Below are 20,733 nucleotides of genomic sequence, written 5' to 3'. Positions count from 1 at the left end.
CAGTTAGCCCCGCCCCCGGGCGACGGCGATGTCAATCCGGAGGCGGGGCCGAAGCTGTCGTCGAGATCAGGGGATCAAGGCGCGAAGCGGGTGCGTCAGGGCCCAGGCGGGGTCGATGACGTTGGCCGCGTAGTGGCGGAACGGGTGCAGCGGGCCGCTCCACGGGACGTAAGGGTCCGCGGACGCGACGGCCGGCATGAGCGATCCGGCGATCGACAGGCCGATGGTGGCCAGTCCGACGCCCGCGGCGATGCGGAGCTTGGACGGCCGCTTGGCGGTCGTGTCTGACTGGGTCTCTTCGTTGGGGATGTTGGCATTCATGGTGTGGATCCTTAACTGCCCGAATCTTTCCCGAACCCGGAATTGTGAGGGAATCCCGTGTCGGGGTCGACCCCCTCGGCCGACTTCACTAAGACTCGCGCAGCGCGCTTGTCAGACGGTCGTGAAATTCTTGCGAAATTCTTGCGTTTGCTAAGGTCGGCCGCCGCTGCGCTGCTTACAGCGAGCGGATCTCGAAGACAAACTCGTGACTGCCGATGCGGATGTGATCGCCGTTGGCGAGCTCCGCGGTGGGGCGGATACGCCGGCGCTGCACCTTGACGCCGTTGGTCGAGCGCAGGTCCGTGATCACGAAACCCATTCCGGTGTCAGTGATTACCGCATGATGCCGACTGACCTCGGTGTCATCGAGAACGATGTCGTTGTCGTCAAGCCGCCCGATCCGGGTGGTCGCGCCGGTCATCGGATATTGGCGTCCCGCCTTGTCGCGCAGCCGGGCGAGCACCGGTTCGCTGAACACCTGCAGGGCAGCCGATTCGGACTTGGCGGAGGTTTGCTTACTGGTGGTCACCGTCGCCCGCCTGGACCGTTTGGGGCGGCTGGCGGCCAGCGGCTCCTGGCGCAGGATCTGCTCGTGCAACGCACTCACCGTCGGACCGGGGTCGATACCGAGCCCCTCGGCCAACTCCGATTTCAATCGCCGATACGCCCGCAGGGCATCCGACTGGCGCTCGGTGACGTAGTAGGCGGTGATCAGCTGCGCCCACAGCGGCTCGTGGTGGGGGTACCTGGAGACCAGCATCTCCAGTTCGGCGATGACGGCCCCGGGACGTTCGCACGCGATCTCGGCCTCGGCCCGCGCGGTATGGACCGCCAGCCGCTCCTCTAAGAGGGCGGTGGCGTAGGCATCGACGAAGGCGAAGTCGCGCAGGTCGTCCAGCGCCGGCCCGCGCCACTCGCTCAGCGCTGCGGACAGACGGCCGCTGGCCTCCTCGAACTGCCCCGCCGCGACGGCCTGGATCCCCGCGGCCTTCTCGGCCAAGAACCGGCCGATGTCGCAGTCGGCGTCGGCGACATTGAGCTGATATCCCGGCGGGGCGCTGGCCAGCACGGTATTGGGGTTGCCCCCGGCGTCACGGACCAGCCGGCGCAGGTTCGACACGTAGGACTGGATGCTGGTCCGGGCCGCGGGCACGGGATCGCCGTCCCACACGGCATCGATCAGCGCTTCGACGGACACCGGGCGATTGCGGCGGACCAGGAGCATGGCCAGCACCGCTCGCTGTTTCGGCGCACCCAAGGGCACGCGGGCGCCGTTGGTGGTCATCAGCAGCGGCCCCAAGACGCCAAACCCGAGTCCTGGGTTCTTCATCGCGGTGTCAACCTTCTCCGATTCTCGGGCCAGTTTCGCGGGGCCCTGACCCATTTTGACCGCACCGAGGCGGCGAAGCCGGTTTGACAGGCGGGTGGCCTAAAGCGCGGGCAGTACGCCCGCCGCGACAATCTCGTTGAGCAGACTCACCAATTGCTCGAGTTTGGTTGCCTCGGCGCTGGATGCCTTGGCGCGCAACCAGTCGAGAAGACTAACGACGCAGGCCTCGGACCTGTCCTCGGTCGGTGCCGTCACAGGGGGCCCTCTCGCTAAATGCGCGGAGCGCGCGCACAAGAATTTTGGTGCTTTGACGATATTTTCGGCCCCGAACAAGAAATGTTACGAATCTCCGCGCCACCGCGGAAGAGTCCGGGAGCCCGGTCGCGGCTGCGCGGCCCCGCGTCCTCACCGCACTCAGGGCCGTCGCTTACGATCGACCCTCGTGCCCCACGACGGAATCCAGCGATCGCAGCGGTTCCCGCGGTTGGTCGCCATCGTCGCCGGAAGCCTGGGCCTACTGTTATGCCTTCTGGTTCCGTTGTTGCCTGTCCGACAGACGACGGCGACCGTGCTGTGGCCGCAGGGCACCGTGGACGGGCACATCGCGCAGGTCACCGCTCCGCTGGTGTCCGGGGCGCCGCGCGCCCTGGACATCTCCATTCCCTGCCCGGCGATAGCCGGCCTGCCCGCCAGCGGCGGCCTGGTGGTTTCGACGCTGCCCACCGGCGGCGTCGATCCGGGCAAGAACGGGCTGTTCGTCCGCGCCGACAAAGACGTCGTCGTCGTCGCGTTCCGGGACACCGTGGCCGCCGTCGCGCCGCGCCCGGCCGTGGCCGCCGGCGCCTGCAGCGTCCTGCACGTCTGGGCCGACGCGGGTGCAGCGGGTGCGGACTTCGTCGGCATACCGGGCGCCGCGGGCCTGCTGCCCGCCGAGAAAAAGCCGCAGGTGGGCGGGATCTTCACGGACCTGAAGGTGTCCGCGCAGCCCGGGCTGTCGGCCCGCATCGACATCGACACCCGATTCATCACGTCGCCCACCGCCCTCAAGGAGCTGGTGATGGCGATCGGCGTGCTGGCGGTCCTGGCCGCGGTCGTCGCGTTGGCCGTGCTGGACCGCCACAGCCGCGGCGGCACCCTGATCAACTGGCGATCCCCGATCGGCTGGCTGGCCCGGTACCGCCCACGGCTGCGCGGTGGCCGACCGATCAGCGTGGCCACGTGGCTGACCGACGCGGCGGTGATCGGGACGTTGATGGTCTGGCATGTCATCGGTGCCACGTCGTCGGATGACGGCTACAACCTGACGATCGCCCGGGTCGCGCCGCAAGCGGGCTACGTGGCCAACTACTACCGCTACTTCGGGACGACCGAGGCGCCGTTCGACTGGTATCTGGCGGTGCTGGCCAAATTCGCGTCGATCAGCACCGCCGGAGTGTGGATGCGGGTGCCGGCCCTGCTGGCCGGGATCGGCTGCTGGCTGATCATCAGCCATTGCGTGCTGCGCCGGCTCGGCCCGGGAAAGGGCGGCCTGGCCGCCAACCGGGTCGCCGTGTTCACCGCCGGGGCGGTGTTCCTGGCCGCCTGGCTGCCCTTCAACAACGGCCTGCGGCCCGAGCCGCTGATCGCCCTGGGCGTGCTGGTCACCTGGGTGCTGGTGGAGCGCTCGATCGCCCTGCGACGACTGGCTCCCGCGGCCATCGCGATCGTAGTGGCGATGCTCACCGTGACGCTGGCGCCCCAGGGGTTGATCGCCGTCGCCGCGCTGCTGACCGGGGCCCGGGCCATCGCCGGCACGATCCGCCGGCGCCGCGAGACCGATGGGCTGCTGGCGCCGTTGCTGGTGCTCGCGGCCTCGCTGTCGCTGATCCTGGTGGTGGTCTTCCGCAGCGAGACGCTGGCCACTGTCGCCGAATCGGCCCGCATCAAATACAAGGTGGGGCCGACGATCGCGTGGTACCAGGACTTCCTGCGCTACTACTTCCTCACCGTGGAGTCCAACGCCGACGGGTCGATGACGCGGCGGTTCGCGGTGCTGGTGCTGCTGCTGTGCCTGTTCGCTGTTCTGGTCGTGCTGCTGCGGCGCGGCCGGCTGCGCGGCTTGGCCAGCGGACCGGTGTGGCGGCTGATCGGCACCACCGCGATCGGTTTGCTGCTGCTCACCTTCACCCCGACGAAGTGGGCCATCCAGTTCGGCGCGTTCGCCGGGCTGGCCGGAGCGCTGGGCGCGGTGACGGCGTTCGCCTTCGCCCAGATCGGCCTGCACAACCGCCGCAACCTGACGCTGTATGTCACTGCGCTGCTGTTCGTGCTGGCGTGGGCGACCTCGGGCATCAACGGCTGGTTCTACGTCGGCAACTACGGCGTGCCGTGGTTCGACATCCAGCCCGTCATCGCCAGCCACCCGGTGACGTCGATGTTCCTGACGCTGTCGATCATCACCGGGCTGCTGGGCGCCTGGCAGCACTTCCGCATGGACTACGCCGGGCACACCGAGGTCAAGGACAACCGACGAAACCGCGTCCTGGCGTCGACCCCGCTGCTGGTGGTCGCCACGATCATGGTGCTCGGCGAAGTGGGTTCGCTGGCCAAGGCCGCCGTCTTCCGCTACCCGCTGTACACCACCGCCAAGGCCAACCTCGCGGCGCTGGAGTCCGGGTTGTCGCCCACCAGCTGCGCCATGGCCGACGACGTGCTGGCCGAGCCTGACCCCAATGTTGGCCTGCTGCAACCGGTTCCGGGGCAGACGTTCGGCCCCGACGGCCCGCTCGGCGGCGTCAACCCGGTCGGGTTCAAACCCAACGGGGTGGGTGATGACCTGAGGTCGTACCCGGTGGTGACCAAACCGGGGGTGGTGAATTCCGACGCGTCACCCAACAAGCCCAATGCCGCCATGAGTGACTCCGCGGGCACCGCCGGAGGGAAGGGCCCGGTCGGGGTGAACGGATCGAACGTCGCGCTCCCGTTCGGCCTCGACCCGGCCCGCACCCCGGTGATGGGCAGCTACGGCGAGAACACCCTGGCCGCCACCGCCACCTCGTCCTGGTACCAGTTGCCGCCGCGGACCCCCGACCGCCCGATCGTCGTGGTATCGGCCGCCGGCGCCATCTGGTCGTACAAAGAGGACGGCACCTTCACCTACGGGCAGTCGCTCAAACTGCAGTGGGGCGTCACGCGCCCCGACGGCACCACCCAGCCACTCGCGGAGGTCCAGCCGATCGACATCGGGCCGGAGCCGGCCTGGCGCAATCTACGGTTCCCGCTGACCTGGGCGCCGCCTGAGGCCAATGTGGCACGCATCGTCGCCTACGACCCGAATCTGAGTTCGGATCAATGGTTCTCGTTCACGCCGCCGCGGGTCCCGGTGCTGCAAACCCTGCAGCAATTGATCGGATCGCGCGACCCGGTGCTGATGGACATCGCTACCGCGGCCAACTTCCCGTGCCAGCGGCCCTTCTCCGAACACCTCGGCGTTGCCGAACTTCCGCGGTATCGCCTCCTTCCCGACCACAAACAGACGGCGTCGTCGTCGAACGGTTGGGAGGCCAGCGAGACAGGCGGGCCGTTCCTGTTCACTCAAGTGCTGCTGCGGACCTCGACGATCTCGACCTACCTGCGCGGCGACTGGTATCGCGATTGGGGATCGGTCGAGCAGTATTTCCCATTGGTGCCCAGTGATCAGGCGCCGAATGCCGTCATAGAACAGGGCGTGCAGACCATGTACGGCTTGAGCCGGCAAGGACCGATTCGGGCACTGCCATGAGCACGGTCATCGAGAGACAAGCAGCAGCCGCCTCCGGCCGCGACGTACGGACCACGCGCTGGATCGCGACTATCGCCGGGCTGATCGGTTTTCTGTTGTCGGTGGCGACACCGCTGTTGCCGGTCGTGCAGACGACGGCGATGCTCAACTGGCCACAGAATGGCCAATTGAACAGTGTTACCGCACCGCTGATTTCGCTATCTCCGGTGGACCTGACCGCCAGTGTGCCGTGCGCCGTGGTGCGCGACCTGCCGGCCGATGGCGGCGTCGTGCTGAGCACCGCGCCCAAGAAGGGCAAGGACGCGGCGCTCAATGCGTTGTTCGTCGTGGTCAACGGCAAGCGCGTCGACGTCACCGACCGCAACGTGGTGATCGCCAGCGTGTCGCGCGACCAAGCGGAGGGGGGCCCAGGTGCCCCCGGATGTTCCAGCATTGAGATAACCTCCACGCGCGCCGGCACTTTCGCCACCTTTGTTGGGCTGACCGACGCCGCGGGCAAGCCCCAGTCCGGCGGCTTCGCCGACCCCAACCTGCGCCCGCAGATTGTCGGGGTGTTCACCGACCTGACCGGTCCCGCCCCGCCCGGATTGCGATTCTCGGCGACCATCGACACCCGGTTCTCCACGACTCCAACGACATTGAAGTTGCTGGCGATGGTGGGCGCCATCCTGTCGACCATTGTCTCGCTGGTCGCGCTGTGGCGACTCGACCAGCTCGACGGTCGCCGGATGCACCGGCTCATCCCGACCCGCTGGAAAAAGTTCACCCTCGCCGATGCCACGGTCATTTTCGGGTTCGTGCTGTGGCATGTGATCGGGGCGAACTCCTCGGATGACGGCTACATCCTGGGCATGGCCCGGGTCGCCGACCACGCCGGCTACATGTCCAACTACTTCCGCTGGTTCGGCAGCCCGGAGGACCCGTTCGGTTGGTACTACAACTTGCTGGCGCTGATGACCCACGTCAGCGACAACAGCCTGTGGATGCGACTGCCGGACCTGGTCGCCGGGCTGGTCTGCTGGCTGCTGCTGTCGCGGGAGGTGCTGCCCCGGCTGGGGCCCGCGGTGACGTCGAGCAAGGCCGCCAACTGGGCGGCGGGCTTGGTCCTGCTGACCGCGTGGATGCCGTTCGACAACGGCCTGCGTCCCGAACCGATCATCGCCCTCGGTTCGCTGATCACCTACGTGCTGATCGAGCGCTCGATGTGCGCGTCCCGGCTGACCCCGGCGGCCCTGGCGGTGGTCACCGCGGCATTTACCCTCGGCGTGCAGCCCACCGGTCTGATCGCGGTGGCCGCGCTGGTCGCCGGTGGCCGTCCGATCCTGCGGATTCTGGTCCGCCGCCATCGCGCGGTCGGGACCTGGCCGCTGGTGGCCCCGCTGCTGGCCGCCGGCTTCGTCATCCTCACCGTCGTGTTCGCCGACCAGACGCTGTCAACGGTGTTGGAAGCCACCAGGATTCGCACCGCGATCGGGCCCAGCCAGGCCTGGTACACCGAGAATCTGCGCTACTACTACCTCATCCTGCCGACCGTCGACGGTTCACTGTCGCGCCGGTTCGGGTTCCTGATCACCGCGCTCAGTCTGTTCACGGCGCTGTTTATCATGTTGCGGCGCAAGCGAGTTCCGGGAGTGGCCCGCGGACCGGCGTGGCGCCTGATGGGTGTCATCTTCGGCACCATGTTCTTCCTGATGTTCACCCCGACCAAGTGGGTGCACCACTTCGGGCTCTTCGCCGCGGTGGGCGCCGCGATGGCCGCGCTGACGACGGTGCTGGTGTCGCCGAAGGTGCTGCGCTGGTCGCGCAACCGGATGGCATTCGTGTCGGCGGTGATGTTCGTGTTGGCGCTCTGCTTCGCCACCACCAACGGTTGGTGGTACGTCTCGAGCTACGGCGTGCCGTTCAACAGCTCCATGCCGAAAGTCGGCGGAATCTCAATCAGCACAATATTTTTCGCGCTGTTCGCGATTACCGCGGTGTACGCGGCCTGGCTGCACTTCGCGGACACGAGCCACGGCGAGGGGCGGCTGGCGCGCGCGCTGACGGCCGCGCCCATCCCTGTCGCCGCGGGCTTCATGACGCTGGTCTTCGTAGGTTCGATGGTGGCCGGCGTCGTACGTCAGTACCCCACCTATTCCAATGCCTGGGACAACTTGCGCGAGTTCAGCGGGGGCTGCGGCCTGGCCGACGACGTGCTCGTCGAGCCGGACAGCAACGCCGGCTTCATGGCGGCCCTGCCCGACAACTACGGCCCGTTGGGCCCGCTGGGCGGGGTCAACCCGACGGGATTCACCCCCAACGGTGTGCCGGAACGCACGCTGGCCGAGGCCATCCGGGAGACGACGGTGCCCCAGCCCGGGACCGACTACGACTGGGATGCGCCGACCAAGCTGAAGACACCGGGCATCAACGGGTCGACACTCCCGCTGCCCTACGGCCTTGACCCGCAACGGATTCCGGTGGCCGGTAGCTATACCACCGGCGCCCAACAGCAGAGCAGGCTGACCTCGGCGTGGTACCAGCTACCGAAGCCCGACGCCGGACACCCGCTAGCGGTGGTCACCGCCGCGGGCACCATCGCCGGCGACAGCATCCTGCACCACCACACCACCGGACAAACGGTCGTACTGGAATTCGGCAAGCCCGGTCCCGGCGGCGCCGTGCAACCGGCCGGCCGCCTGACGCCCTACGACCTCTACGGCGAGCAGCCGAAGGTCTGGCGCAACCTGCGGTTCGCGCGCTCCCAGATGCCCGCCGACGCGGTCGCGGTCCGGGTGGTGGCCGAGGACCTGTCCCTGACGCCGGACGACTGGATCGCGGTGACCCCGCCCCGGGTGCCGGAGCTGCGCTCGCTGCAGGAGTACGTCGGCTCGACGCAGCCGGTGCTGCTGGACTGGGCGGTCGGGCTGGCCTTCCCCTGCCAGCAGCCGATGCTGCACGTCAACGGCGTCACCGAGATCCCGAAATTCCGCATCACCCCCGACTACAACGCCAAGAAGATGGACACCGACACCTGGCAGGACGGCGTCAACGGCGGCCTGCTGGGCATCACCGACCTGCTGCTGCGCGCGCACGTGATGTCCACCTACCTGTCCCATGACTGGGGCCGCGACTGGGGATCCTTGCGTCAGTTCGAGACCATCGCGGATGCCCATCCGGCCCAACTCGACCTGGGCACCGCGACCCGCACCGGCTGGTGGTCGCCGGGACAGATCCGCATTAAGCCCTAATCTCCTGTGCGAGTGTAGGTTTCGCCGTACGTCTGACTGCGGCAAGTGGCGCCCGGTACCTGTGTCACGTTTTCGTAGCCATGCGCGGACAGCGAGGTGACGGGGTTCTGGAGCGGTTGCGGCAGCGCCATCGTCTCGGTGAAGTTGGCATGGGCTTGAGGGCCCGATGAGCAACCGCTCGCGTAGTCCTGGTTGAGGGTCCACACCCCGTTTGCGAAGACGAACGCCGCCTCGCCACTCGCACCGGTGAAGAAGCTCATGCATCGATCGCCGGCGCGCAGGCAGTCGGTCCGCACGCCGTACTTGACGTCAGATTTGCTACCGCTCGCGTAGGTCGTTTGATCGTCGTAACTGCCGTGCAGCGCTTCGGCCGGTGACACCACGCGCGGATCCAGGTGAGTGGGGTCGGGCAGCTTCGAGATGTCGGTGTCGCCCGTTCGGGTCAGGGTCGCGGTCCGTTTGGTGAAACAGCCATTCGCCGTCGCCCGGGTCACTTCGCCCGACATGGTCCCGCTCGCGCTGCGGCGCCAGCGAGACCACGTTCCACGCTTCGTCATTCGGCCGGGAGCAATCGATATGCGAGATGGCGACGGCGAACCAGCTGTTACCGATGTTGTCGAACACCATGTCGGAGACCTCGAAGTTGTTGGCCGACGCGGTGGCGACACAGCCGTTGGCGCTGCACGCCGAGCGCAGAGTCCAGGTGTCCGTGTATGCCTTCGCATCGCCATCCTCGTCGGGGCCCCCGCCGGCCAGGGTGGCGGCACTCACCCGCACGGCGAAGGTTCCGGTGAAGGGGCCGGTGTTGGCGGCCGGGGCGGGCGACGCGCTGGTGGAGGACGCCTGCGACGCGCCACCGTGATGAGCACTCGTGAGGACCAGCGCCGCGACGACGACCGCGACGACCACGATGACGCCGGCGCTCGACAGCACGACGAGCCGGCGCTTGCGAGATTCCTTCGGGCCCGGTGCTTTCGAGTCGTCCTGCTGCTTCTGCTGGTCGGAGGGGAGGCCGGCCGGCGTGGACCCGATCGGTGAGTACGCCGGGTACTCGTACACGTACCCGGACCCTGTGCCGGGGTAATCCAGCGCCGGGTCGGATCCGGCGGCCCATTGGGGAAGCTCCTTGGCCACGGTGTTTCCGCCGTCATCGGCCAGGATCGTCACGGCATTGCCGGCGTCACCGGTCAGGACTGTCACCGCGACGACTCGGTGGGTCACATTGTCGAAAGCCCGCCACGTTTCGCCCTTGTCGTTGCGGCCGATCATCTCCAGCAATTGATAGCGCCCGACCGGCGTCCCGTCCTGCACAGCACCTCCCGGTGACCCGTGAGCGAACCCCCGCTAGCAGGCACAATAAACCGCGAGCGGCTTCGGTGGTGGCGGAATTTGACCATCGGCGAGACGGACGTCGAATTTGCCCGGTGTCCCCAGTGAACTCGCCGCCGAAATTCATTCGGCCAAACTAATTCATCATCGGTCAAATAGCGTGCCATTTATTGACGTTTTAGTAATTCCCGGCATTTCGTTTAATTCCGGCGAATTCCGGTCAATATCTATCTCCGCTGTGATGCAGGCAATAGGGAGGCGGGAGGGGTGACCCGGTGCACACTTTCGTACGGGTAGGCGCATGCGGTGCGGTGATCGCCGCGGCGGTGACCACGGTGATGGGCGTCGAGATCACAAGGGCCGCGGCCGAAGCCGGCACCACCGTCGTGCTGGACAGCGACCTTCGGCGTTGCGATTTCAGCCTGATCAGCACCGATCCCATGGTGGCGCACCCCGGTCTTGGCACCGGTTCGGCCGTCATCCGCCACTCCGGATCGAGCGCGACCGCCGAAGTCCACCTGACCGACTCGCCGGAGCCGGGCACGCATTTCGACGTCGGCTTGATTCAGGAACCGCGGCCGGCGTCGGCGACCTGCGGCCCAGGGGATCCGGGTACGGCCTTTTCCGGATTCGACACCGACGCGGCCGGCGACGGCACGGTGACCATCACCGAAGGCCTTCGACCGGGAACGACGGGCGTCTGGGTGATCATCGAGCGCGGCAATCCGCACTCGCAAAATCCGGCCGAGTTCTACACCTCGGAGTTCGTGGCGCCGGTATAGCCGGCCGTAGTCCAGCCATTCGACCCACCTCGACTTCGGCGAAGCACTCCAACCGAGTTCGCCTTAGAGTGATGCACGACTCACCCCTTCGGGCCGAATAGTGACTGGACCACCCGACGGCCTACCTGGCGCATCACGCCGGTGGTGTCCAGGGAAAGGCAGCACAGTCATGGCTGAGGAACTGACGCCGCATTTCGAGGATGTTCAGGCGCACTACGACCTATCTGACGACTTCTTCCGCCTGTTCCTCGACCGCACCCAGATGTACACGTGCGCCTACTGGCTTGGCAGCGACGACATGACGCTGGAACAGGCGCAGATCGCCAAGATCGACCTCTCGCTTGGCAAGCTGGGCTTGGAGCCGGGCATGACGCTGCTGGACCTCGGCTGTGGCTGGGGCGCCGCCATGCTGCGGGCCATCGAGAAATACGACGTCAATGTCGTCGGCTTGACGCTGTCCAAGAACCAGGCCGCCTATGCACAAAAGATGCTCGACGAACTCGACACCCCGCGCTCCAGGCGCGTGCTGCTCGAGGGCTGGGAGCGCTTTCACGAGCCGGTGGACCGAATCGTCGCGATCGGCCCGCTCGAGCATGTCGGCTACGACCGCTACACGGCTTTCTTCGAGAGGGCGTATGAGCTGTTGCCGGCTGGTGGCACGTTCCTGCTGCACACCATCACCGTCCTCTCGGAGAGGGAGATCATCGCGTCGGGCTTGCCGCTGACTCCGGCGATAGTCGAGTTCAGCGACTTCATGAAGACGGAGATCTTCCCGGGCGGCTATCTGCCGACCATCGACATGGTGAAGGAATTCTCGGCCAAGGCCGGCTTCAAGCTGAAGCGTCGCCAATCACTGCAGCGGCATTACGCAAAGACCCTCGACGTATGGGCCGCGGGGCTCGAGGCACACACGGCCGAGGCCATCGAGATTCAGTCCGAAGAGGTCTACGAGATGTACATGAAGTACCTGACCGGCTGCGCGAATCTCTTCCGCAAGGGTTACACCGACCTCAACCAATTCACCCTGCGGAAGTAGCGCGGCGCGGCAGTTCTTCACGCTAGGTCGCAGCTGTAATACCGTCGCATCATGAGCGACTACGGCCCGCAATACGGGCTAGAGGCCGTCGACAGGTTGCCCTTCTCAACTCCGGAAAAGGCGCAGCGCTACCAAACGGACGACTACCGCGGCGCCGTGGGCCTCAACTGGTACCTCACCGACCCGACCCTGCAGGCCACCATGGCTTACTACCTGAAGCCCGACGAGCTGGCCGTCGTCGAGCCCCATCTGACCCGCATCGGAGAGCTGATGGGCGGCCCGGTCGCGCGGTGGGCCGAAGAAACCGACCAGAACCCGCCGCGGCTGCAGCGCTACGACCGCTGGGGACACGACATCAGCCGAGTTGTCATGCCGTCGTCGTTCACCGAATCCAAGCGCGCCGTCCTGGAGGCGCAGCACGCGCTGCGCACCGACGCGCGGGCGGCCCAGGTGAGCTCGGGGCTGGCGTTGTTCGCATCGAATTACCTACTCAATCAAGCCGATATCGGGATGGGCTGCGCGCTGGGCACTGGCGGCGGCATGGTGCAGTCGCTGGTGTCCGCCTACGCGCCGGCCGATGTCCGCGAGCACGTGCTGGCCAAGTTCGCGTCCGGCGAGTGGGCGGGCGAGACGGCACAGCTGCTGACCGAGCGCACCGGCGGCTCCGATCTGGGGGCGTTGGAGACCACCGCGACGCGTGCCGGAGATGCCTGGCTGCTCAACGGATTCAAGTGGTTTGCCTCCAACTGCGCCGGAGAGGCGTTCGTCGTGCTGGCCAAACCCGAGGGCGCGCCCGACTCGTCGCGCGGCGTCGCGAACTTCCTGGTGCTGCGCACCCGCCGCGACGGTTCGCGCAACGGGGTGCGGGTGCGTCGGTTGAAGGACAAGCTCGGCACTCGCTCGGTGGCTTCCGGCGAAGTCGAATTCGTTGACGCAGAAGCTTTTTTGCTGTCCGGCGAGCCGACCGCCGACAGCGGTCCGTCCGACGGCAAGGGCCTGGGCAGGATGATGGAGCTGACCAACGCCGCCCGACTCGGCATCGCGCTGTTCGGCCTCGGCAACGCGCGCCGCGCCCTCGTTGAATCGCTCTGCTACGCGCGGCAGCGGCGAGCGTTCGGTGGCGCGCTGATCGACAAGCCGCTGATGCGGCGCAAGCTGGCCGAGCTGATCGTCGACGTCGAGGCCGCGCAGGCAATGGTTTTCGACGGCATCGGGGCACCGAACCACCGCCAGCCGCGCGGCATGCGACAGCGCATCGCGGTGCCGGTCACCAAACTCAAGGTGTGCCGGCTGGGGATCACCGCAGCCTCCGACGCGATCGAAATCCACGGCGGCAACGGCTATATCGAGACGTGGCCGGTGGCCCGACTGCTGCGCGACGCGCAGGTGAATACGATCTGGGAAGGCCCGGACAACATTCTGTGTCTGGATGTGCGGCGCGGGATCGAGCAGACTCAGGCGCACGAGACGCTGTTGGCCCGGATGCATGACGCGGTGTCGGTCTCCGACGGCGACGAGACGACGGATCTGGTGGCCCGCCGCATCGAACACCTGGATGATGCGATCACGGCGTGGGCCAAACTCGATGGCGCCGTCGCCGAGGCGCGGCTGTTCCCGCTCGCTCAGTTCATGGGCGACGTGTACGCGGGTTCGCTGCTCATCGAGCGATCCGCTTGGGAGAGAACGACTTTCGGCATCGACCACACGGCCCTGGTCGCTCGGTTGTACGCGCAACGCTATCTCGCCGATCGCGGACCACTGCGCGGCATCGACGCCGACTCCGACGAGGCACTCGACCGTTTCGACGAGTTGGTGGACGGCGCGCTGGCGCTATGAGGAAGCTCCACAAGTCGAACCCGCCCCATAGCTGGTCACACTGGCCACAGCGGCACCAAAACGGCAGGGCTAGAACACTTTTGGAAAGAGATATCGCATGCGCTATCGCATTTCCGATCCGCATGCCCCGAGGTTTCCCGGTGCCGCTGGGGTGGGTGTGACTCGAAGGCTAGATCGGTATCAACCCGTGCTTGCGTCCGACGCGGAACCATAACTGCTTGTCCCGCAACAGACGTAGCGATTTACGCAGCAGCAGCCGGGTGTCGTGCGGGTCGACGACCGCGTCGATGAACCCGCGTTCGGCGGCGGTCCACGGGATCGCCATGTTCAGGTTGTAGCCCTCGATGAAATCCTTCTTGATCTGCTGCGCCTCGGGTGTGGTCGGGTCCGGGAAGCGCTTCATCAGCAGCTGCGCAGCGCCCTCCGCACCGATCACCGCGATGCGCGCGGTGGGCCACGCGAAGTTGAAGTCGGCGGTCAGCTGCCTCGATCCCATGACGGCGTAGGCGCCCCCATAGGACTTGCGGATGGTGATCGTCACCTTCGGCACGTCGGCCTCGACCACCGCGTACAGGAACCGGCCGCCACGCTTGATGATGCCGTTCTTCTCCTGCTCGGCTCCCGGCAGGAATCCGGGGGTATCGACCACGAAGACCAGCGGGATTTCGAACGCGTCACAGAAGCGGATGAACCGCGCGGCCTTGTCGGAGGCCTCGTTGTCGATCGACCCGGCCAGATACATGGGCTGGTTGGCGATGACGCCGACCGGGCGCCCGTCGACCCGGGCGAACCCGGTGATGATGGCCTGCCCGCCCTGCGCTGCGACGTCGAGGAAGTCGCCGTCGTCGAAGATCCGCAGCAGGATTTCGTGCATGTCGTAGGCCGCGTTGTCCGAGTCCGGAACGATCGCGTCGAGTTCCAGGTCGGTCGGGGTGATCTCGGGCTCCAGGCCCGGATTGACGATCGGCGGGGTGTCGAAGCAGTTCGACGGCAGGAAGGACAGGAAGTCACGCACGTACTGGAATGCGTCGGCTTCGGAGTCGACGACCTGGTGGATGTTGCCGTAGCGGGCCTGGGCGTCGGAGCCACCCAACTCGTCGAGGCTGACGTCCTCGCCGGTGACTTCCCGGATCACGTCCGGCCCGGTGACGAAGAAGTAGCCCTGGTCGCGCACGGAGACCAGGAGATCGTCCTGGATCGGCGAATACACCGCTCCCCCAGCACATTTGCCGAAAATGAGAGAGATCTGGGGCACCAGCCCGGACAGCGCCTCGTGGCGGCGGCCCAGCTCGGCGTACCAGGCAAGCGAGGTGACCGCGTCCTGAATCCGGGCGCCACCTGAGTCCTGGATGCCAATGATCGGGCAGCCGACCATCGCGCACCACTCCATCAGGCGGGCGACCTTGCGGCCGAACATCTCCCCGACCGTGCCCTGGAAGACCGTCTGATCATGGGAGAACACCCCGACCGGTCGGCCGTCGATCAACGCGTGACCGGTGACGACCCCGTCGCCGTACAACGCGTTGGGATCGTTGGGCGTCTTGGCCAAGGCACCGATCTCCAGGAAGGTCCCCGGGTCGACCAGCGAGTACACCCGGGAACGCGCGCTCGGGATGCCCTTCTTGTCGCGCTTGGCGGCGGCCTTCTCGCCGCCGGGCTCTTTGGCCAACTCCAGGCGAGCACGCAGTTCGGCCAGCTTCTCGGCTGCCGTGTGTGCGCGAGAAAGCTCAGTACCCGTCACTACTTGCCTACCTCAACTCGTCTGACTGGTTTGCGCCTCGACATTACCCAGCACCTCAGCCATGTGAGCGCCGACCTTGGCGATGATCGGTTCGTCGATGGCCTGGATGTGCTCGCCACCGATCGGCACCACCTCCAGGTCCGCCACGAACTCGCCCCAGCCGCCGTCCGGCTGGCGGATCGCGTACCGCGGCTCGAACGCGATGACGTCATCGTGGTAGCGGTCGGCCATGTAGAGGGTGACGTGGCCGTCGTAGGGCTCGATCTGGACGGTCTCGAGCGCCCGGTTGTCCAGATAGGACGTCCGCTGGTGCTCGACGATGCCGCCCGGGACCTGCACGCCGCTTTGCTGGACGATGTCCAGCACGAACTTGACCTGCCCCTCATCGTCGAGCTCTTCGAGCTGCTCATAGGGGATCCCCGGAATCTCGACGTTGAAGGTCCGCTCGGCGAACTTCGCGTAACGGTCCCAGCGCTTGCGCGTTTCCTCCTTGGTCTGCGGGATCTCCTCGCCAGCGCGCACCGTGTCGATCATCCCGACGAAGCGGACGTCGGCACCGGCCCGCTTCAACCCGATCGCGCACGCGTACGCCAGCGCACCGCCCAGCGACCACCCGGTCAGGATGAACGGCTTATCTCCGTTGATTTCCAACAGCTTCGGCACATATTGGGCGGCCCGCTCCTGGACGGTGCCCTCGACGCGCTCGAGGCCGTACATCGGCGTGCCCGGCGGCAGCCGCTTGAGCAGCGGCTCGTACACCACGGTCGACCCGCCGGCGGGGTGGAACACGAACACCGGCACCTGTGAGTCGTTCTCCGGGGCGCGCAGGGTGCGGACGAAGCCGTCGATCTGGCCGGCCTCGAAATAGGCGCGCACCTTCTCGGCCAGCGCCTCGATGGTCTCCGACGTCAGCACGTCCTCGGCGCTGATCGGCCCCTCGGCGCGCTCGGCAAGTCGTTGCGCCATCTTGGCGGCGGTGTCGTCGTCCAGCTTGGGCAGCGGGTTGAAGATGCCGCCCGGAGACTTCCCGGTGACGATCGCCCAGGTGGCGAAGACGACCCGCTCGGCCGCATCGCGCGGTGGCACATCGGAGTTCAGCGCCTTGGCGACGGCTTCCTGGCTGAGCGCCCCGGCGAGATCCTTCTTGGCTCCGTTGCTCGCGGGGCCGGACGGATCGGTCGGCGGCGGCGGAACCGGCAGGTCCCCGGCGGGCGGGGTCGGCGCGGACCCTGGCTCGGTGGCCGCCGGCGCGTCGGTGCCGGTCTTGGGGCCGCCGTGCAGCAGCTCGGCCTGCTCCCTGGCGATCTCGTCGGCCGTCTGCGTCTTCTGGTGCTCGTGCAGCTGCTCGACCTCGTCGCGGTGCTCGATCGCGTACTCGATCAGCTTCTCGACGGCGTAGAGGTTGGCGTCGCGCACGGCCGTCAACTGGATGGGCGGCAGATCGAAGTCGTACTCGACGCGGTTCTTGATCCGCACCGCCATCAGCGAGTCCAGGCCCAGCTCGATCAGCGGCACCTCCCACGGCAGGTCCTCGGGCTCGTAGCCCATGGCCGCACCCACGATCGCGCCCAGCCGCTCGCCGATGGTCTCGCCGGAATCCGGTGACCACTTGGTGAAGCCGGCGGGCATGTAGCGGGTGGTCAGGCTGTCCCCCAGCGTCTCGGACTCGGGGTCCTCGCCGGCACTGAGCGCGGCCAGCCGCGGATCGCCGACCGGCGCATCGCCCACGGGCGTAGCGCTGACGGCCGCGACAGTGGTCCCGGCCGTGATGGCCGTGCCGGCGCCGACCGCGGTCGGCAGCACCGACGCGACACCGCCGCGGCTGACCAGTGCGTCGTACACCAGCGTGAACGACTCGTCGACGCGCGCGTGCACCTGCACCGACGCGCCGCCGGGGTGGCGGGTCAGCGTCGTGACCAGCCGGGAGCCGTAGGCGGGCACCGCCCGCTGCTCGGCAGCCGTCAGCTGCGCATCCGGAATGACTTGGGCCGCAGCCTGTTTCACCAGGTCAGCCAGGTCGGTGGTGGTGCGGGGCGCGTACTCCCAGACGTGGCGGCCATCCGGCAGCGCCACGTGGGACCCCGGCGGAAGCACGGAGCCGTCGCCGGAGAAGTGGACGTCCAGCCAGTGCTCTTTGCGCTTGAATCGGGTCGGCGGGATGTTCGCGTACTCCCACGGGCCCTTGGCGGGGCTGAACAACGTGCGGGGGTCCAGGTCGTGGCCGTATACGTAGAGCTGGGCCAGTGTCGACGTGATCGACTCGACCTCGTCCTGCTTGCGGGCCAGCGTCGGGATCAGCTGGGCGTCGTGCAGCCCGGCGTCCGCCGTGGTCAGGCCCACCTGCATCAGCGCCACCGGGTTGGGCGCCAGCTCCACGAACGTGGTGTGGCCGCTGTCGACGGCGTTGCGGATGCCGTGGGTGAAGTAGACGCTGTGGCGCAGCCCCTTCTTCCAGTACTCGACATCGTGAATCGGGTCGCTGCCGGGTTTGATGTAGCTGCCCTCGTGCACAGTCGAGTAGATCCCCGCGGTCGGGCTCATCGGCTTGATGCCCTGCAGCTCGGCGGTGAGCTCGCCCAGCAGCGGGTCCATCTGCTGGGTGTGGCTGGCGCCTTTGGTCTGGAACTTGCGGGCGAACTTACCCTCCGCCTCACAGCGGGCGATGATCGCGTCGACCTGGTCGGGCGGGCCGCCGATGACGGTCTGGGTCGGCGCGGCGTAGACGCACACCTCCAGGTCGGGGAAGTCGGAGAAGACCGTCTTGATCTCGTCGGCGGAGTACTCCACCAGCGCCATCAGCCGGATGTACTCGCCGAACAGCATCGCCTCGCCCTCACCCATCAGGTGCGAGCGCGAGCAGATCGCCCGGGTGGCATCGCGAAGCGACAGGCCGCCGGCGAAATACGCCGACGCCGCTTCACCCAGCGACTGCCCGACCACCGCGGCGGGCTGGGCGCCGTGGTGCTTGAGCAGCTCACCCAGCGCGATCTGGATCGCGAAGATGGTGACCTGCGTGGTTTCGATGCCGTAGTCCTGCGAGTCGTCCAGGATCAGCTCGAGCACCGAGTAGCCCAGCTCGTCCTGCACCAGCGCGTCGACCTTCTCGATCCACTCGGCGAACACCGGGTTGCGCAGGTACAGGCTTTTGCCCATCTTGCGGTGCTGCGCACCGAAGCCGGCGAGTACCCACACCGGGCCGTTGCTGACCGGGCCGTCGACGCTGAACACGTTCGGCCGCTGCTTGGCCTCGGCGACCGCGCGCAGCCCCTTGATGGCCTCCTCGTGGTCGTGGGCCAGCACCACCGCGCGCGAACGGCCGTGGTTGCGCCGCGAGAGCGAGCGGCCGATCGACTCCAGCGAGGCCGCCTGCCCCTCGGGGCTCTCCATCCAGTCGGCCAGCTCGGCCGCCGCGGCCTTCTTCCGTGAAGTCAAAAACGCCGACACCACCAGGGGGATCAGGGGCGTGGTGGGTTCCGCCTCCTCTTGTGCCGCAAGCTCTTCGAGCGCCACCTGCTTGAGCTCTAGCGCCTCGTCGGTGACGCCGGGCAGCTCGGGCTCGAAGTCGTCGGCCTCGTATTCGTCGGTGATGATGTTCCCGAAGTCGTCGAAGCGCAGCGAGTGGCCTTCCAGCGAAGGGGCCGCGGCGGAAGCCGCCTCGGGGGCCTTGGCGTCGGGCTCGACCACACTCTTGAAGAAGTCGCGCGGCAGGACCTCGCGCACCACCATGTGCGCGTTGGCGCCGCCGAAGCCGAAGCTGGACACACCGGCCAGCGCGTAGCCGCCGTAACGCGGCCAGTCGGTCGCGGTGTCGATGACCTTCAGGCGCATCGCGTCGAAGTCGATGTACGGGCTGGGCCCGGCGAAGTTGATGGACGGCGGCAGCTTGTTGTGCTGCAGCGAGAGCACCACCTTGGCCATGGCGGCCACGCCCGCGGCCGATTCCATATGTCCCACGTTGGTCTTTATCGCACCCAACAGCGCCGGCTGGTCGGCGGTCCGGCCCCGGCCGACGACCCGGCCCAGCGCCTCGGCCTCGATCGGGTCGCCGAGGACGGTGCCGGTGCCGTGTGCCTCGATGTAGTCGACGTTGCGCGGGTCGATGCCCGCGTCTTTGTAGGCCCGGCGCAGCACCTCGGCCTGCGCGTCCTGGTTCGGCGCGATCAGGCCGTTGGACCGGCCGTCGTGGTTGATCGCGCTGCCGGCGATGACGGCCAGGATCTGGTCGCCGTCGCGGCGGGCGTCGTCGACCCGCTTGAGCACCAGCATGCCGCCGCCCTCGGAGCGGGTGTAGCCATCGGCGTCCGAGGAGAACGACTTGATCCGGCCGTCCGGAGCGAGCACCGCGCCGATCTCGTCGAAACCGAGGGTCACCGCGGGGGTGATGAGCGCGTTGACGCCACCCGCCACCGCCACGTCGCACTCGCCGTTGCGCAGCGCCTGCACTGCCTGATGCGCCGCCACCAGCGAGCTCGAGCACGCGGTGTCGACCGCGAGCGACGGGCCGCGGAAGTCGTAGAAGTAGGAAACCCGGTTCGCGATGATCGAGGTCGCGTTGCCGGTGATGGCATAGGGGTGCGCGACGGTCGGGTCGGACACCGCCATGAAGCCGTAGTCGTTGCTCGAGACGCCGACGTAGACGCCGACGGCCTCGCCGCGCAGGCTCGACGCCGGGATGCGGGCGTGTTCGAGTGCCTCCCAAGTTAATTCGAGCGCCATCCGCTGCTGCGGGTCGATGTTGTCGGCCTCGGTCTTGGCCACCGCGAAGAACTCGGAGTCGAAGCCCTTGATGTCCTTGAGGTATCCGCCGCGGGTGCGTGCCTGATTGATCCGTTCGGCGAGCCGGGGTTCCTCGAAGAACTCCGACCAGCGGCCCTCGGGCAGATCGGTGATGGCGTCGCGGCCCTCCATCAGGGCCTGCCAGGTTTCCTCGGGGGTGTTCATATCCCCGGGCAGCCGGGTGGACAGGCCCACGACCGCGATGTCGACGCGCTCGGCGGGCCCGGTGCGCGTCCAGTCGAAGCCTTCCAGCCCGTCGTCTTCGCGCTCCGGCTCGCCCTCGACGATCCGGGTCGCCAGAGATTCGATGGTCGGATGCTGGAAAGCCACCGCGACCGACAGCGTGACACCGGTCATGTCTTCGATGTCGGCGGCCATCGCCACGGCATCGCGCGACGACAGGCCGAGCTCCACCATCGGCACCGACTCGTCGATCGCGTCGGGCGACTGTCCGACGGCGTTGCCCACCCAGTTGCGCAGCCACTGCCGCATCTCGGGCACGGACATGTCGGACCTCTTGGCCGGCACCTCCCCGCGAACGACGGGTTCAGGTTGGTCGGAGTGGTCGGAGTTGTCGGGCAGGTCAGATTCG

At 67.4% G+C, this 20,733-nt stretch carries 12 protein-coding genes; 5 read left to right on the top strand and 7 right to left on the bottom strand.

Annotated features, from left to right (window positions below; genetic code table 11):
* Positions 1-66: 66 nt before the first annotated feature.
* The 3 genes from MNAB215_RS09715 to MNAB215_RS29705 form a co-directional block, all read right to left on the bottom strand.
* Positions 67-321 (bottom strand): hypothetical protein, encoded by a 255-nt coding sequence (locus MNAB215_RS09715; protein ID WP_077078680.1) that lies wholly within the window; start codon positions 319-321, stop codon positions 67-69.
* 175 nt (positions 322-496) lie between these two features.
* Complete coding sequence (locus tag MNAB215_RS09710) at positions 497-1,651, bottom strand: BTAD domain-containing putative transcriptional regulator (RefSeq protein WP_077081893.1); 1,155 nt, start codon at positions 1,649-1,651, stop codon at positions 497-499.
* A gap of 99 nt (positions 1,652-1,750) precedes the next feature.
* Positions 1,751-1,906, bottom strand: a complete 156-nt coding sequence (locus tag MNAB215_RS29705) for a hypothetical protein (protein WP_165691556.1) — start codon at positions 1,904-1,906, stop codon at positions 1,751-1,753.
* A gap of 187 nt (positions 1,907-2,093) precedes the next feature.
* Between MNAB215_RS29705 and MNAB215_RS09705 the strand changes: the two genes are divergently transcribed.
* On the top strand, positions 2,094-5,411 hold the full coding sequence (locus tag MNAB215_RS09705; protein ID WP_077078679.1) for an arabinosyltransferase domain-containing protein: 3,318 nt from the start codon (positions 2,094-2,096) through the stop codon (positions 5,409-5,411).
* Positions 5,408-8,641, top strand: a complete 3,234-nt coding sequence (locus tag MNAB215_RS09700) for an arabinosyltransferase domain-containing protein (protein WP_077078678.1) — start codon at positions 5,408-5,410, stop codon at positions 8,639-8,641. Before MNAB215_RS09705 ends, MNAB215_RS09700 begins: the two co-directional genes overlap by 4 nt.
* On the opposite strand, the gene MNAB215_RS09695 is transcribed toward MNAB215_RS09700, so the two are convergent.
* Together MNAB215_RS09695 and MNAB215_RS09690 are read right to left on the bottom strand one after the other, a co-directional pair.
* The gene (locus MNAB215_RS09695) at positions 8,638-8,901 is read right to left on the bottom strand and encodes a hypothetical protein (protein ID WP_077078677.1); all 264 of its coding nucleotides are present in this window, start codon (positions 8,899-8,901) and stop codon (positions 8,638-8,640) included. The two genes, MNAB215_RS09700 and MNAB215_RS09695, sit on opposite strands and share 4 nt — an antisense overlap.
* 58 nt (positions 8,902-8,959) lie before the next feature.
* The gene (locus MNAB215_RS09690) at positions 8,960-9,952 is read right to left on the bottom strand and encodes a hypothetical protein (protein WP_077078676.1); all 993 of its coding nucleotides are present in this window, start codon (positions 9,950-9,952) and stop codon (positions 8,960-8,962) included.
* Between the two features lie 293 nt (positions 9,953-10,245).
* Here MNAB215_RS09690 and MNAB215_RS09685 point away from each other — a divergent pair, with 293 nt between their 5' ends.
* The 3 genes from MNAB215_RS09685 to MNAB215_RS09675 all read left to right on the top strand — a co-directional run bounded on the left by MNAB215_RS09685 (position 10,246) and on the right by MNAB215_RS09675 (position 13,624).
* Entirely contained in the window at positions 10,246-10,752 is a 507-nt protein-coding gene (locus MNAB215_RS09685) for a hypothetical protein (RefSeq protein WP_077078675.1), read from the top strand.
* A gap of 169 nt (positions 10,753-10,921) precedes the next feature.
* Positions 10,922-11,788, top strand: a complete 867-nt coding sequence (locus MNAB215_RS09680) for a cyclopropane mycolic acid synthase family methyltransferase (protein ID WP_077078674.1) — start codon at positions 10,922-10,924, stop codon at positions 11,786-11,788.
* A gap of 51 nt (positions 11,789-11,839) precedes the next feature.
* Positions 11,840-13,624: an acyl-CoA dehydrogenase family protein gene (locus tag MNAB215_RS09675; protein WP_077078673.1), complete on the top strand. Its 1,785-nt coding sequence runs from the start codon at positions 11,840-11,842 to the stop codon at positions 13,622-13,624.
* Between the two features lie 169 nt (positions 13,625-13,793).
* On the opposite strand, the gene MNAB215_RS09670 is transcribed toward MNAB215_RS09675, so the two are convergent.
* On the bottom strand, positions 13,794-15,365 hold the full coding sequence (locus MNAB215_RS09670) for an acyl-CoA carboxylase subunit beta (protein WP_077078672.1): 1,572 nt from the start codon (positions 15,363-15,365) through the stop codon (positions 13,794-13,796).
* Positions 15,366-15,377: 12 nt separating this feature from the next.
* Positions 15,378-20,648 carry a polyketide synthase Pks13 gene (pks13, locus tag MNAB215_RS09665; RefSeq protein WP_245830426.1) on the bottom strand — a complete coding sequence of 1,757 codons (5,271 nt, stop codon included), beginning with the start codon at positions 20,646-20,648 and terminating at the stop codon, positions 15,378-15,380.
* Positions 20,649-20,733 lie beyond the last annotated feature (85 nt).

Source organism: Mycobacterium numidiamassiliense, from assembly GCF_900157365.1.
Lineage (GTDB): Bacteria > Actinomycetota > Actinomycetes > Mycobacteriales > Mycobacteriaceae > Mycobacterium > Mycobacterium numidiamassiliense.
The sequence above is the reverse complement of the archived record's forward strand: the minus strand, read 5'-3'. Positions and strand labels throughout refer to the sequence as shown.